The sequence below is a fragment of the Stenotrophomonas sp. NLF4-10 genome, assembly GCF_022359915.1.
Classification (GTDB): domain Bacteria; phylum Pseudomonadota; class Gammaproteobacteria; order Xanthomonadales; family Xanthomonadaceae; genus Stenotrophomonas; species Stenotrophomonas daejeonensis.
The window spans coordinates 1,939,917-1,952,984 of record NZ_JAKSEE010000003.1 but is presented as its reverse complement, the minus strand read 5'-3'; the positions used below and the strand labels follow the sequence as shown (position 1 = coordinate 1,952,984).

At 70.8% G+C, this 13,068-nt stretch carries 12 protein-coding genes; all 12 read left to right on the top strand.

Annotated features, from left to right (window positions below; all coding sequences use genetic code 11):
• Positions 1 to 32: 32 nt before the first annotated feature.
• The 12 genes from flhB to MIC98_RS09095 all read left to right on the top strand — a co-directional run bounded on the left by flhB (position 33) and on the right by MIC98_RS09095 (position 13,043).
• A complete protein-coding gene (gene flhB, locus MIC98_RS09150; protein ID WP_239736934.1) occupies positions 33 to 1,163 on the top strand; it encodes a flagellar biosynthesis protein FlhB in 1,131 nt (376 codons plus the stop codon).
• Entirely contained in the window at positions 1,160 to 3,271 is a 2,112-nt protein-coding gene (flhA, locus tag MIC98_RS09145) for a flagellar biosynthesis protein FlhA (protein WP_057641915.1), read from the top strand. The genes flhB and flhA overlap by 4 nt, the downstream gene beginning before the upstream one ends.
• Positions 3,272 to 3,409: 138 nt before the next feature.
• Positions 3,410 to 4,999, top strand: a complete 1,590-nt coding sequence (gene flhF, locus MIC98_RS09140; RefSeq protein WP_239736933.1) for a flagellar biosynthesis protein FlhF — start codon at positions 3,410 to 3,412, stop codon at positions 4,997 to 4,999.
• The gene (locus MIC98_RS09135; RefSeq protein WP_239736932.1) at positions 4,986 to 5,873 is read left to right on the top strand and encodes a MinD/ParA family protein; all 888 of its coding nucleotides are present in this window, start codon (positions 4,986 to 4,988) and stop codon (positions 5,871 to 5,873) included. Before flhF ends, MIC98_RS09135 begins: the two co-directional genes overlap by 14 nt.
• Positions 5,870 to 6,622 carry an RNA polymerase sigma factor FliA gene (locus MIC98_RS09130; RefSeq protein WP_057641918.1) on the top strand — a complete coding sequence of 251 codons (753 nt, stop codon included), beginning with the start codon at positions 5,870 to 5,872 and terminating at the stop codon, positions 6,620 to 6,622. The genes MIC98_RS09135 and MIC98_RS09130 overlap by 4 nt, the downstream gene beginning before the upstream one ends.
• A 13-nt stretch (positions 6,623 to 6,635) precedes the next feature.
• Positions 6,636 to 7,028: a chemotaxis response regulator CheY gene (gene cheY, locus MIC98_RS09125; RefSeq protein ID WP_239736931.1), complete on the top strand. Its 393-nt coding sequence runs from the start codon at positions 6,636 to 6,638 to the stop codon at positions 7,026 to 7,028.
• On the top strand, positions 7,028 to 7,648 hold the full coding sequence (locus tag MIC98_RS09120) for a protein phosphatase CheZ (RefSeq protein WP_057641920.1): 621 nt from the start codon (positions 7,028 to 7,030) through the stop codon (positions 7,646 to 7,648). The genes cheY and MIC98_RS09120 overlap by 1 nt, the downstream gene beginning before the upstream one ends.
• A 4-nt stretch (positions 7,649 to 7,652) precedes the next feature.
• Complete coding sequence (locus MIC98_RS09115; protein WP_239736930.1) at positions 7,653 to 9,611, top strand: chemotaxis protein CheA; 1,959 nt, start codon at positions 7,653 to 7,655, stop codon at positions 9,609 to 9,611.
• A 46-nt stretch (positions 9,612 to 9,657) separates the two neighbouring features.
• Positions 9,658 to 10,398, top strand: coding sequence for a flagellar motor protein (locus tag MIC98_RS09110; RefSeq protein WP_057641922.1), 741 nt, complete (start codon positions 9,658 to 9,660; stop codon positions 10,396 to 10,398).
• Between the two features lie 10 nt (positions 10,399 to 10,408).
• Positions 10,409 to 11,359, top strand: a complete 951-nt coding sequence (gene motD, locus MIC98_RS09105; RefSeq protein ID WP_239736929.1) for a flagellar motor protein MotD — start codon at positions 10,409 to 10,411, stop codon at positions 11,357 to 11,359.
• Complete coding sequence (locus MIC98_RS09100) at positions 11,359 to 12,141, top strand: ParA family protein (protein ID WP_239736928.1); 783 nt, start codon at positions 11,359 to 11,361, stop codon at positions 12,139 to 12,141. The genes motD and MIC98_RS09100 overlap by 1 nt, the downstream gene beginning before the upstream one ends.
• A complete protein-coding gene (locus MIC98_RS09095; protein WP_239736927.1) occupies positions 12,138 to 13,043 on the top strand; it encodes a chemotaxis protein CheW in 906 nt (301 codons plus the stop codon). The genes MIC98_RS09100 and MIC98_RS09095 overlap by 4 nt, the downstream gene beginning before the upstream one ends.
• Positions 13,044 to 13,068 lie beyond the last annotated feature (25 nt).

Below are 13,068 nucleotides of genomic sequence, written 5' to 3'. Positions count from 1 at the left end.
CAAGCGGCTGACCTTCCCTTGCGCGGCGCGTCATGGCGGAAAACGAAGACGGCACCGAAAAAACCGAACAGCCAACAGCCAAACGCCTGCGCGATGCCCGCGAGAAGGGCAACGTCCCGCAGTCGCGGGAACTGTCCACCGCCACGGTGTTCGTCGCCGCGGTGCTGTCGCTGTACGCGCTGTCCGGCTACATGGGCGGCGCCGCGCGGCAGTGGATGAAGCTCGCGCTGAGCCCGGACCCGGGCCTGCTGCATGCCCCGCAGGCGCTGTTCGGCCATGCCGGCTGGACCCTGCTGAAGCTGATGCTGGTGTTCGCGCCGCTGCTGCTGGTGTGCCTGGCCGCCGGCTTCGTCGCACCGGTGCTGATGGGCGGCCTGCGTTTTTCCAACAAGGCGCTGATGCCCGACCTGAACCGCCTGAACCCGATGACCGGGCTCAAGCGCATCTACGGCCCCGAATCGCTGGCCGAGCTGACCAAGTCCCTGCTGCGCATCGTCTTCGTCGGCGGTGCCGTCGCGCTGGTGGTCTGGCACGGCATCGGCGGCCTGCGCAGCCTGCTGCGGCTGCCGCTGGAGAGCGCGGTCCACGATGGCCTCGGCTTCACCCTGCGCCTGCTGCTGGCCGCGGCCGGGGCGATGGCGCTGCTGGCGGCCATCGACGCCCCGTACCAGAAATGGAACTGGCTGCGGAAGCTGAAGATGACCCGTGAGGAGCTCAAGCGCGAGATGAAGGAAAGCGAGGGCAGCCCCGAGGTCAAGGGCCGCATCCGGCAGATGCAGATGCAGCTGTCGCAGCGGCGGATGATGGAGGCGGTGCCCACCGCCGACGTGGTGCTGGTCAACCCCACCCACTATGCGGTGGCGCTGAAGTACGAGGCCGGGCGCATGAACGCGCCGACTGTGGTCGCCCGCGGGGTGGACGAGCTGGCCCTGCGCATCCGCCAGGTGGCCGACGGCAACCGCGTGGCGATCGTCTCGGCGCCACCGCTGGCACGCGCCTTGTATAGGGAAAGCCAACTCGGCAAGGAAATCCCCGTGAGACTGTATTCGGCCGTCGCCCAGGTCCTGTCCTACGTCTATCAGCTGCGCACCTGGCGCAGCGGGCCGATGCCGGCCCTGCCCGCCCTGGACGTGGATGAATTCGGCAAGGGAGCCCGCCGATGAGCGCGCAGCCGCTGCCCAACACCGCCCGCCGGATACTGGACCTGCTGCGCCACGGGCTGGGCGCGCCGCTGATCGTGCTGGCGCTGCTGGCGATGGTGGTGGTGCCGCTGGCCGCGCCGGTGCTCGACGCCCTGTTCACCTTCAACATCGCCATCTCGCTGCTGGTGCTGCTGGCGGTGGTGTACGTGAAGCGGCCGCTGGACTTCACCATCTTCCCGATCGTGCTGCTGGTCACCACCATGCTGCGGCTGGCCCTGAACGTGGCCTCCACCCGCGTCATCCTGCTCAACGGCCAGAACGGCCACGAAGCCGCCGGCAAGGTCATCGCCTCGTTCGGCGAGTTCGTGATCGGCGGCAACTACGCGGTCGGCATCGTGGTGTTCGCGATCCTGACCATCATCAACTTCGTGGTCATCACCAAGGGCGCCGGGCGCGTGTCGGAAGTGACCGCGCGCTTCATCCTCGACGCCATGCCCGGCAAGCAGATGGCGATCGACGCCGACCTCAACGCCGGCCTGCTGACCCGCGAGGAAGCCAAGCTGCGCCGCGAGGAAGTGCGCGAGGAAGCCGACTTCTACGGCGCGATGGACGGCGCCAGCAAGTTCATCCGCGGCGACGCCATCGCCGGCATCCTGATCCTGTTCATCAACCTGCTCGGCGGCCTGGCCGTGGGCGTGCTGCAGCACGGCATGCCGTTCGGCGACGCCGCCTCAACCTACACCCTGCTGTCCATCGGCGACGGCCTGGTGGCGCAGCTGCCGGCGCTGCTGGTGTCCAGCGCGGTGGCGATGCTGGTCACCCGCGCCTCGCGCTCGCAGGACATGAGCGAGGCGATGATGGGCCAGGTGTTCGGCCAGTACCGGGCGCTGGCGATCGCCGCCGGCATCATCGGCCTGGTCGGGCTGGTGCCGGGCATGCCCAACCTCGCCTTCCTGACCCTGGCGGCCATCCTCGGCTTCCTCGCGTGGAAGCTGTGGAAGCGCGAACAGGCCGGCGGCGGCGCCAGGCCACCGGCCGGCGACGCCACCGCCGCACCGGGCGAAATGACCGCCCTCGGCGTACCGGCGCCCGCGCCGACCGCCGAGCTGAGCTGGGACGAACTGCGCCCGGTCGATCCGCTGGGGCTGGAAGTGGGCTACCGGCTGATCCCGCTGGTGGACAAGGCGCAGGGCGGCGAGCTGATGGCGCGGATCAAGGGCGTGCGCCGCAAGCTCACCCAGGACGTCGGCTTCCTGATCCCGCCGGTGCACATCCGCGACAACCTGGAACTTCCCGCCGCCGGCTACCGGCTGCTGGTGCACGGCGTGCCGGTGGCCAGCGCCGACATCCACCCCGACCGCGAGCTGGCGCTGGACCCCGGCAGCGCGATGGGGCAACTGGAAGGCATCCCCGGCAAGGACCCGGCGTTCGGGCTGGACGCCACCTGGATCCAGCCGCACCAGCGCGCCCATGCCGAATCGCTGGGCTACACCGTGGTCGACCCGGCCACCGTGGTCGCCACCCACCTGTCGCACCTGATCCGCGAGCACGCCCCGGAGCTGCTCGGCCACGAGGAAGTGCAGCAGCTGCTGGCGACGCTGGCCAAGAGCGCGCCGAAGCTGGCCGAGGACCTCACCCCGAAGGCACTGCCGATCCCGGTGATCGCGCGCGTGCTGCAGAACCTGCTGATCGAGCACATCCCGATCCGCCAGCTGCGCAAGATCGCCGAGGCGCTGGTCGAGAACGCCCCGCTCAGCCAGGACCCGGCGGTGCTGACCGCCGCGGTGCGCAACGCGCTGGGCCGCTTCATCGTGCAGGAGATCGCCGGCATGTCGCCCGAGCTGCCGGTGTTCACCCTCAACCCGCAACTGGAACGGGTCTTGCAGGAATCAACGCAGGGCAACGGTGCCGCGCTGGAACCCGGTCTCGCCGAGCGCCTCCACCAGAGTCTTGCCGACTGCGTCGGCAAGCAGGAGGCGCGCAACGAGCCGGCCGTGGTGCTGGTACCGGGCCCGGTCCGCGCCGCGCTCGCGCGCATGGTCCGCCACAGCGTCCCCTCGCTGTCGGTGCTGGCCTACAGCGAGGTACCGGAAGACAAGCGCCTGAAACTGGTCGGCACGATCAGCTGAAGGCTCCTGGCAACCGGCACCGGCGACGGAAAACCGCCACTGCCACGAAGCACGTAAGGAGCACGCACCGCCATGCACGACACCGCCACTGCCCCCGCTCCTTCCCTGCCCCCCCATTCCGATTCCCGAGCCGCCAGCATGAAGATCAAACGTTTCGTCGCCGCCGACATGCGCACCGCCATGAACCTGGTGCGCAAGGAACATGGCCCCGATGCCGTGATCCTCTCCAACCGGCGCATCGAGGAAGGCGTCGAGATCGTGGCGGCCGCCCATTACGACGAGTCCGTGGTGCAGCGCGCCCTGGAAGCCGCGCGCCCGGCCCCGGCCGCCGCGCCCAAGCCGCGCAGCGCCGCCGAAGCCATCATCGCCGCGGTCACCCGCCGCAGGGCCCCGGAAACCGAAGCCGAGCCGGTGGCCGCCACCACCTCGGCGGTGGCCGAACTGGCGCGCTCGGCGGTGGGTGCCACCGGCCGCTCCATCGACAGCAGCCTGGAGCTGGCCCCGGGCAGCCGCTTCCCGGCCCAGCCGCGGCCGCAGCCGAAGGCCCCGGCCGCGACGGTGCCGGAGCAGGTGTTCGCCAACTTCCTCGGCAACGCCGAGGCCGCCACGGCCCTGCCGCCGCGGGAAACCGTCGCGGCGGCACCGGCGCCTGCGCCGGTCAACCGCGCCCGCTTCGTCATCGACCCGCCGCTGGAAGAGCCCGCACCCGCCCCGTTGGCTATCGCGCCGGTCCAGCCGGTCCAACCAGAATTGGCGCCGGTGCAGATGCCGGGGCCTGCCGCCCCGGCGCTGAGCGTGGTCGCCAGCGCCCCGCGCGACGACGAGCAGCTGACCCAGCTGCGCCAGGAAATGACCGGCATGCGCCAGCTGATCGAGCGCGAGATGCACCGCCTCAACGACGAGCGCCTGCGCGGCAACCCGGTGCGCGCCAGCGCCCTGGACCTGATGGACGAATACGGCTTCGACGCCGGCCTGGCCCGCGACGTGGCGATGCAGATCCCGGCCGACACCGACCCGGCGCGCGCCCGTGGCCTGATGCTGGGGCTGATCTCGAAGAAGCTGCCGATCACCCCGGCCGACCCGATCGAGACCGGCGGCGTCATCGCCCTGGTCGGCCCCACCGGCGCCGGCAAGACCACCACCATCGCCAAGCTGGCCTCGCGCTTCGCCGAAACCCACGCCCCGCGCGACGTAGCCCTGGTCACCACCGACACCCAGCGCATCGGCGCCCGCGAGCAGCTGTACGGCTTCGGCCGCCAGCTCGGCATTGCCGTGCACGAGGCCCACAGCGGCACCAACCTGAACCAGTTGCTGGAGCGGCTGGCCGACTACAAACTGGTGCTGATCGACACCGCCGGCCTCGGCCAGCGCGACCGCGCCCTCACCGCCCAGCTGCAGTGGCTGCGCGCGGCCGGGCAGATCCGTACCCTGCTGGTGTTGCCGGCCAACACCGGCTTCCAGGACATGGACGAGGTGGTGCGCCGCTTCGGCGCAGCCAACCCGCAGGGGCTGGTGCTGACCAAGCTGGACGAGACCGGGCGGCTGGGTTCGGCGCTTTCGGTGGCAGTGGATCACCATTTGCCGATCACGTGGGTGACGGATGGGCAGGATGTGCCGGAAGATCTGCACCGGGCCTCGGCGGCCAATCTGGTACTTCGCCTTGAAGATTTGCGCCGAGCGGCCGATATGCCATGCAGTACTCCGGAGTTGACCGATGCCGTCGCGTGAATACGCCAAACTGACCAACGCCTTCCCGCTGTCGGCCACCCGCCTGCAGCCGGCCGGGCCGGTGCGCACCATCGCGGTGACCGGCGGCAAGGGCGGCGTGGGCAAGACCAACGTCTCGGCCAACCTGGCCGTGGCGCTGGCCGGCATGGGCAAGCGCACCCTGCTGCTGGACGCCGACCTGGGCCTGGCCAACATCGACGTCATCCTCGGCCTGCAGCCGAAGAACACCCTGGCCGACCTGGTCGCCGGCCGCTGCACGCTGGAAGAAGTGATCATCGAAGGCCCCGGCGGCGTGCTGGTGGTGCCGGCCGCATCCGGCCGCCGGCACATGGCCGAGCTGCAGCCGGCCGAGCACGTCGGCCTGGTCAACGTGTTCTCCGAGCTGGAACGCGACTTGGACGTGATGATCATCGACACCGCCGCCGGCATCACCGACAGCGTGCTGACCTTCTGCCAGGCCGCGCAGGACACCGTGGTGGTGGTCTGCGACGAACCAGCGTCCATCACCGACGCCTACGCGCTGATCAAGGTGCTTTCGCGCGAGCGCGGCGTGGACCGCATGCAGGTGGTGGCCAACATGGTGCGCGACCCCAACGAGGGCCGCGTGCTGTACGAGAAGCTGGTGCGGGTCTGCGACAAGTTCCTCGCCGACGTCTCGCTGAACTACCTGGGCTGCGTGCCGCAGGACGACTGGCTGCGGCTGTCGGTGCAGCGCCAGCAGCCGGTGGTCAAGCTGTACCCGGCCTCGCCGGCGGCGCAGGCCATCCAGGAGATCGCCCGCCGCACCGCGCGCTGGCAGGCGCCCACCGAGCCGCGCGGCGGCGTCGAGTTCTTCCTCGAGCGCATCCTGCAGCAGCGCGGGGTGGCCACATGAAACCCGCGGCCGCCGCCCACTACCGCGAAGTGCAGCGCGCCAGCGCCAACGACGTCATCGTCCGCCACTCGGACCTGGTGCGGCGCATCGCCCACCACCTGGCCGCGCGGCTGCCGGCCAGCGTCGAGATCGACGACCTGATCCAGGCCGGCATGATGGGCCTGATCGAGGCCTCGCGCAGCTACGACGCCGAACAGGGCGCCTCCTTCGAAACCTATGCCTCGATCCGCATCCGCGGCTCGATGATCGACGAGATCCGCCGTGGCGACTGGGTGCCGCGCTCGGTGCACCGCCGCGCCCGCGACGCCGCCGCCACCATCCGCCGGCTGGAGCAGGAAACCGGCCGCGCCGCCAGCGCCAGCGAAGTGGCCGAGGCGATGGAGATGCCGCTGCCGGACTACCTGCGGCTGATCGAGGACGCCGCGCGCGGCCAGGTGCTGAGCCTGGAATCGCGCATCGAGGACCAGGGCGAACTGGACACCCCGACCAGCGGCGGCCCGACCCCGCAGCAGATGCTCGAACGCAGCCAGTTCGGCGAGGAGCTGGGCAAGGCCATCGCCGTGCTGCCCGAACGCGAGCAGCTGGTGCTGTCGCTGTACTACGAGCAGGAACTGAACCTGAAGGAGATCGGCGCGGTGCTCGGCGTGAGCGAGTCGCGCGTCTGCCAGATCCACGGCCAGGCCATGCTGCGCCTGCGCGGCCGGCTGAAGATTTTCGAGGCGGCCGACGCCGGCCTCGACGAACCATGAAGAGGAACACCTTTTGAACAAGAACATGCGGATCCTGATCGTCGACGACTTCTCGACCATGCGGCGCATCGTCAAGAACCTGCTGGGCGACCTGGGCTTCACCAACACCGCCGAAGCCGAGGACGGTCACGCCGCGCTGGCGCTGCTCAACAGCCAGCCGTTCGATTTCGTGGTCACCGACTGGAACATGCCGGTGATGACCGGCATCGAGCTGCTCAAGGCGATCCGCGCCGATGTCCGGCTCAAGACCCTGCCGGTGCTGATGGTCACCGCCGAGGCCAAGCGCGAGCAGATCATCGAGGCCGCGCAGAACGGCGTGAACGGCTACATCATCAAGCCGTTCACCGCGCAGACCCTGCAGGAGAAGCTGGGCAAGATCTTCGAGCGGCTGGGGGCCAGCGCCTGATGAACGCCTCCGCGGGCACCGCAAACGAAAGGGCCCTGCTGGCGCAACGCCTGCAGGACGCGCTGACGGCACTGGAAAGCGGCGACGAAACCGGCTGGCGCCGGGAAATTGACGCCCTTGCCGCGGCGCGCGAGAAACCGATGGTGGCCGGGCTCGGCCGGCTGGCGCGCGAGCTGGGCAAGGCGCTGGGCGAACTGCCGACGCTGCCGTCCGAGGCCGGCGAGCTGACCGATGCCTGCGCGCGCCTGGACCACGTGGTGGAGATGACCGAAAAGGCCACCCACCGCACCCTCGACCTGGCCGAGGAATGCCGCACCCTGACCGCGCACCTGCACGAAGGCGCGCTGCCGGCCGAGGAACAGCAGCAGGTGCTGGACCGCATCCGCCACAACCTGACCGAGATCGCCCTGACCCAGAGCTACCAGGACCTGACCGGGCAGATCATCCGCCGCGTGGTCGGCATCGTCCGCCGCGTGCACGAGGGCTTCGGCGCGCTCGGCCTGCCGCCGCCGGAAAACGAGAGCCGCGACGGCCTGGCCGGCCCCGCCGTCACCGGGCTGGACCGCCACGCCGTTTCCCAGAACGACGCCGACGACCTGCTCTCCGACCTGGGGCTGTGACGCCATGAGCGCCTTCGACGAGGACATCGCCGCCGACTTCATCCTCGAGGCCCAGGAAATTCTGGACCGCCTCGGCGAGCAGCTGGTGACGCTGGAGCAGGCGCCGCAGGACGGCGACCAGCTCAACGCGGTGTTCCGTGGCTTCCACACGCTCAAGGGCGGCGCCGGCTTCCTCGGCATCAACGCGATGGTCGAACTGTGCCACGCCGCCGAGGAAACCCTGGGCATGGCGCGCTCGGGCAAGGCGGTATTGCAGGCGCACCACTTCGACGCCGCGCAGCAGTCGCTGGACTGGCTGCAGGCCATGCTCGACGCCGTTTCCGCCGGCACCGAACCGGAGCACGCGCCGCCGGCGCTGATCGCCCTGTTCGACGTCGACGCGGTCCCGGCCGCCGCCCCGGTGGCCGCCGCCGCGGCCGACGGCGACCTGATCGACGAAGACGAATTCGAGGCCCTGCTCGACCAGTTGCACGGCAGCGCCGCACCCGGCGCCAAACCGGCCGCCGCGGCAAAGCCCGCCAAGGGCGGCGACGACCTGATCAGCGAGGACGAATTCGAGGCCCTGCTCGACGAACTGCACGGCGGTGCCGCTCCCGGCGCCAAGCCGGTCGCGGCCGCCGCGCCGGCCGCCAAGGCCAAGGCCGGCGACGACCTGATCACCGAAGACGAATTCGAAGCCCTGCTCGACGAACTGCATGGCGGTGCCGCCCCCGGCGCCAAGCCGGTCGCGGCCACCGTCGCTGCGCCGGCCCCGGCGCCGCGCACGACGGCCACGCCCAAGCCCGCCGCCGCCCCGGGCAAGCCGGCCGTCGAGCCCGAGCACACCGTGCGCGTGGACACCAAGCGGCTGGACGCCATCGTCAACCTGATCGGCGAGCTGGTGCTGTCGCGCAACCGCCTCAAGACCCTGCGCATGCGCCTGAAGGACGAGGAGCTGGACCGCGCCGTCTCGGTGCTGGACATCGCCACCGCGCGCCTGCAATCGGCGGTGATGCGCACCCGCATGCAGCCGGTGGGCAAGGTGTTCTCGCGCTTCCCCAAGGTCGCCCGCGACGTCGCCCGCAACCTGAAGAAGGAAGTGGACCTGGAGCTGATCGGCGCCGAGACCGAGCTCGACCGCAACCTGGTCGAGGCACTGGCCGACCCGCTGGTGCACCTGGTGCGCAACGCCATCGACCACGGCATCGAGATGCCCGACCTGCGCGAGGCGCAGGGCAAGCCGCGCAGCGGCCACGTGCGCCTGTCCGCGCACCAGGAAGGCGACTACGTCAGCATCGAGGTGCAGGACGACGGCGCCGGCATCGACCCCGAGCGGCTGCGCGCCAAGGCGCGCGAGAAGGGCCTGCTCGACCCCGAGGCCGCCGCCCGCCTGAGCAGCGAGGAATGCCTGCACCTGGTGTTCCTGCCCGGTTTCTCGACCAAGCAGGAGGTCACCGACATCTCCGGCCGCGGCGTCGGCATGGACGTGGTGCAGTCGCGCATCCGCGAACTGAGCGGGCAGATCCAGATCCAGTCCGAGCTCGGCCGCGGCAGCCGTTTCCTGATCCGCGTGCCGCTGACCCTGGCGATCCTGCCGACCCTGCTGGTGCAGGCCGGCGAGGACATCTACGCACTGCCGCTGGCGCGGGTGATGGAAGTGCTGCACGCCCCGCCCTCGTCGCTGGGCTGGTTCGACGGCCGCGCCGTGCTCGACCGCAAGTCGCACACCCTGCCGCTGCTGGACCTGCGCCAGTGGCTGGACGTGGAGCCGATACAGGCCAGCCTGCTGACCATCGTCGTGCTGCAGATGGGCGAGGCCCGCTTCGGCCTGGTCGTGGACCAGGTGCGCGGCCGCGAGGAAGTGGTGATCAAGCCGCTGCCCAAGGCCCTGCGCGGGCTCAACGGCTACGCCGGCGCCACCCTGATCGGCGACGGCCGCATGGCGCTGATCCTCGACGTGGACGGCCTGCGCAGCCAGGACTGAGCACCGGCCGGTTCAAGTCCCCCCTGCAAAAGCCGATACACCATCAATGGACAGACTCAGCATCATCGGACTTTTCCTTGCCCTGGCCTCGCTGGTCGGCGGCAGCATCCTCAAGGGCGCGGGCCTGTCCTCGCTGTGGTCGCCCGCCGCGTTCGTCATCGTCATCCTCGGCACCATCGCCGCGATCCTGCTGCACACCTCGCCGGCGATCTTCCGCCATGCCTTCCGCATCGTGCGCTGGGTGGTGCGGCCGCCGGCCAGCGACCGCCAGCTGCTGATCCGGCAGATCGTGGAATGGAGCAACATCGCCCGCCGCCAGGGCCTGCTCGGGCTGGAGCCGCATGTGGAGCAGCAGGACGACCCGTTCGTGCGCAAGGGCCTGCAACTGGTAGTCGACGGGGTCGAGCCGGACGCCATCCGGCGCATGCTGGAGATCGAGCTCAGCGGCCAGGAGCACCGCGACCTGGCCGCGGCCAAGGTATTCGAGGGCATGGGCATCTACGCGCCGACGCTGGGCATCATCGGCGCGGTGCTGGGTCTGATGGCGGTGATGAAGAACCTGGCCGACCCGAGCAAGCTCGGCCACGGCATCGCCGCCGCGTTCACCGCCACCATCTACGGCATCGCCTCGGCCAACCTGCTGTTCCTGCCGGTCTGCGCCAAGCTCAAGAGCGTGATCGCGCACAACAGCCGCGACCGCGAGATGATCATCGAGGGCCTGATCGCGATCGCCCAGGGCGAGAACCCGCGCAACATCGAAACCAGCCTGGCCGGCTTCCTGGGCTGAGGTTCGGATCATGGCCCGCCGCACCGCCCACGAAGAGCACGCCAACCACGAGGCATGGGCCATCCCCTATGCCGACCTGATGACGCTGCTGCTGGCGTTCTTCGTGGTCATGTACGCCATTTCCTCGCTCAACGAGGGCAAGTACCGGGTCATGGCCGACGCCCTGACCACCGCCTTCGGCGGCGCCCCGCGCACCATCACCCAGGTGCAGGTGGGCAACCAGCAGGTGCAGGGCGGCGGCCACGACAGCCCGTCGGTGATCCGCGCGCCGAGCATGACCGGCGGGGCGATGTCCGACCCCACCCGGCTGCCGTCGATGGCCTCGCAGATGACCCAGCCGGTGTCGCTGCGCGACCGCGAGCACCTGCAGCGCGCCGAGCGCCAGCTCAGCCGCATCGCCGAGCGGCTGAACCTGTCGCTGGCGCCGCTGGTGGACAAGGGCGTGATCAACGTGCGCCGTACCGAGCTGTGGATCGAGGTGGAGATCAACAGCGACATCCTGTTCCCGACCGGCTCGGCGACGCTGGAGGCCAGCGCCCGCCAGACCCTGGGCACGCTGGCCGACGTGCTGCGGGACGTACCCAACGGCGTGCGCGTGGAAGGCCATACCGACAACGTGCCGATCGCCACCGCGCAGTACCCGTCCAACTGGGAGCTTTCGGCCACCCGCGCGGCCAGCGTGGTGCACCTGTTCGCCGACCACGGCGTGCAGCCGCAGCGGCTGGCGATGATGGGCTACGGCGAATTCCGCCCGCGCGAAAGCAACGACCTGCCCGAAGGCCGCAACCGCAACCGGCGGGTGATGGTCATCATCCTGGCCGACTCGGCCGCCAGCGCCGACGCGCTGGCCGACGACGTGGTCGCCACCGCCGCCGAACAGGCCGCGGCGGCGACCGACAGCGCCACCCCGGCGCCCGCCCCCGAGGCGGGCCAGCCGGCCGCAACAAGAGGAGTGCACTGATGCGTATCTGGGCCATTGCCAACCAGAAGGGTGGCGTCGGCAAAACCACCACCACCCTGGCCCTGGGCCGCGGCCTGGCCGCGCTCGGCCAGCGCGTGCTGCTGGTCGACCTCGACCCGCACGCCTCGCTGACCCGCTCCTTCGGCGTGCCGCTGGACCCGCCGCCAAGCGGCGTGCTGGAACTGTTCGCCACCCCGCCGCAGGAAATCGCCGCGCTGGCCCGCCCCAGCGACATCCCCGGGCTGGACTACCTGTGCGCGCAGGCCGCGCTGGCCACGCTGGAACGGCGCAGCGCCAGCCAGCCCGGCCTCGGCCTGGCCCTGCAACAGGCGCTGGCCCGCCACGGCGAACGCCACGACCACATCCTGCTCGACTGCGCCCCCACCCTGGGCCTGCTGATGATCAACGCGCTGGCAGCCGCCGACCGCCTGATCGTCCCCACCCAGGCCGAGCCGCTGGCGCTGCACGGGCTGGACGGCATGGTGCGCACCGGCGAGATGGTCGAGCGTTCGCGCCAGCGACCGCTGCCGATCTCGATCCTGCCGACCCTGTTCGACCGCCGCACCCGCGCCGGCAACGAAACCCTGAAGCAAATGCAGGACCGCTACGGCACCCGCGTCTGGGAAGACGCCATCCCGGTGGATACCCGCATCAGCAACCCGGCCACCCTGACCGCGCCGGTCCAGGACGACGGCTACCCCGGCCGCGGCCTGGCCGCCTACCGCCACGCGCTGGACTGGCTGCGCGCCGAGGACGCCGCGCAACTGGAGAAAGCGGCATGAACGCGACCAACGTGCTCGACGACTATCTCGGCGAACTGCTGCTGGACATTGCCCCGGCCGCCCCCGCACCCAAACCCGGCGTGGTCGCCGTGGTGCCGCCCACCGCCGTGGCCGAGGCCATGACCGGGGAAACCGTGGTCGAAGCCAAGGCCGAGGCCGGCGAACCGCGGCAGGCCGCGCCGACCGTCGTGGCCCTTGCTCCGCCCCCCGCGCCGGCAGCGGCGGAACCCGCGGACACCGCCACTGCCCCCGCCATGCCTGCCCCCGTCATGGAATCGCCCATGCCCGCCGCCCCCTCCCCGGCTCCCGCCGTCGCCAAGGCCGCACCGGCGCCGCGCCCCGCGCCCGCCCCTGCTGCACCCGCCCCGGCGCCGGAGGTCACGGCCCCCGCCGTGGCCGGCAACAACGTCTGGGCCACCCTGCAGGCGCAGGCCCGCGAGCCCGAACAACCGCGCCACCGCCGCGCCAACGAGCGCACCTCGCGCTGGCTGCGGCTGCGCTGCGGCGCGCAGGCCTATGCGCTGGAACTGCTCAAGGTGCAGGAAGTGGTGCTGCCGGTGCCGCTGCTGGGCCTGCGCGGCACCGGTCCCTCGATGCTCGGCATCATGAACCTGCGCGGCCAGGTGGTGCCGGTCATCGACCTCGGCCTGCACCTGGACCTGACCCCGGTCGTCGAGGACAGCCAGACCCGCATCGTGGTGCTGGAGGAAAACGGCGAAGTGCTCGGCCTGCGCGTCTCGGCGGTCGAGGACGTGACCAACCTGACCGAATCGCAGATCGAGCCACCGGACACGGTGCGCATCTGCCGCATCTCCAACACCCTGTTCCGCGGCGTCGCCCGCCTCGGCCAGCGGCCGATGATCCTGCTCGACGCCGGCCAGCTGCTGGCCTGCGAGCGCTGAACCCGCTTCCGTAGATACCGTCTTG

Coding starts and splice junctions, on each gene's coding strand:
- flhB (WP_239736934.1), top strand. CDS start 33: ATGGCGGAAAACGAAGACGGCACCGAAAAAACCGAACAGCCAACAGCC.
- flhA (WP_057641915.1), top strand. CDS start 1,160: ATGAGCGCGCAGCCGCTGCCCAACACCGCCCGCCGGATACTGGACCTG.
- flhF (WP_239736933.1), top strand. CDS start 3,410: ATGAAGATCAAACGTTTCGTCGCCGCCGACATGCGCACCGCCATGAAC.
- MIC98_RS09135 (WP_239736932.1), top strand. CDS start 4,986: ATGCCGTCGCGTGAATACGCCAAACTGACCAACGCCTTCCCGCTGTCG.
- MIC98_RS09130 (WP_057641918.1), top strand. CDS start 5,870: ATGAAACCCGCGGCCGCCGCCCACTACCGCGAAGTGCAGCGCGCCAGC.
- MIC98_RS09120 (WP_057641920.1), top strand. CDS start 7,028: ATGAACGCCTCCGCGGGCACCGCAAACGAAAGGGCCCTGCTGGCGCAA.
- MIC98_RS09115 (WP_239736930.1), top strand. CDS start 7,653: ATGAGCGCCTTCGACGAGGACATCGCCGCCGACTTCATCCTCGAGGCC.
- MIC98_RS09110 (WP_057641922.1), top strand. CDS start 9,658: ATGGACAGACTCAGCATCATCGGACTTTTCCTTGCCCTGGCCTCGCTG.
- motD (WP_239736929.1), top strand. CDS start 10,409: ATGGCCCGCCGCACCGCCCACGAAGAGCACGCCAACCACGAGGCATGG.
- MIC98_RS09100 (WP_239736928.1), top strand. CDS start 11,359: ATGCGTATCTGGGCCATTGCCAACCAGAAGGGTGGCGTCGGCAAAACC.
- MIC98_RS09095 (WP_239736927.1), top strand. CDS start 12,138: ATGAACGCGACCAACGTGCTCGACGACTATCTCGGCGAACTGCTGCTG.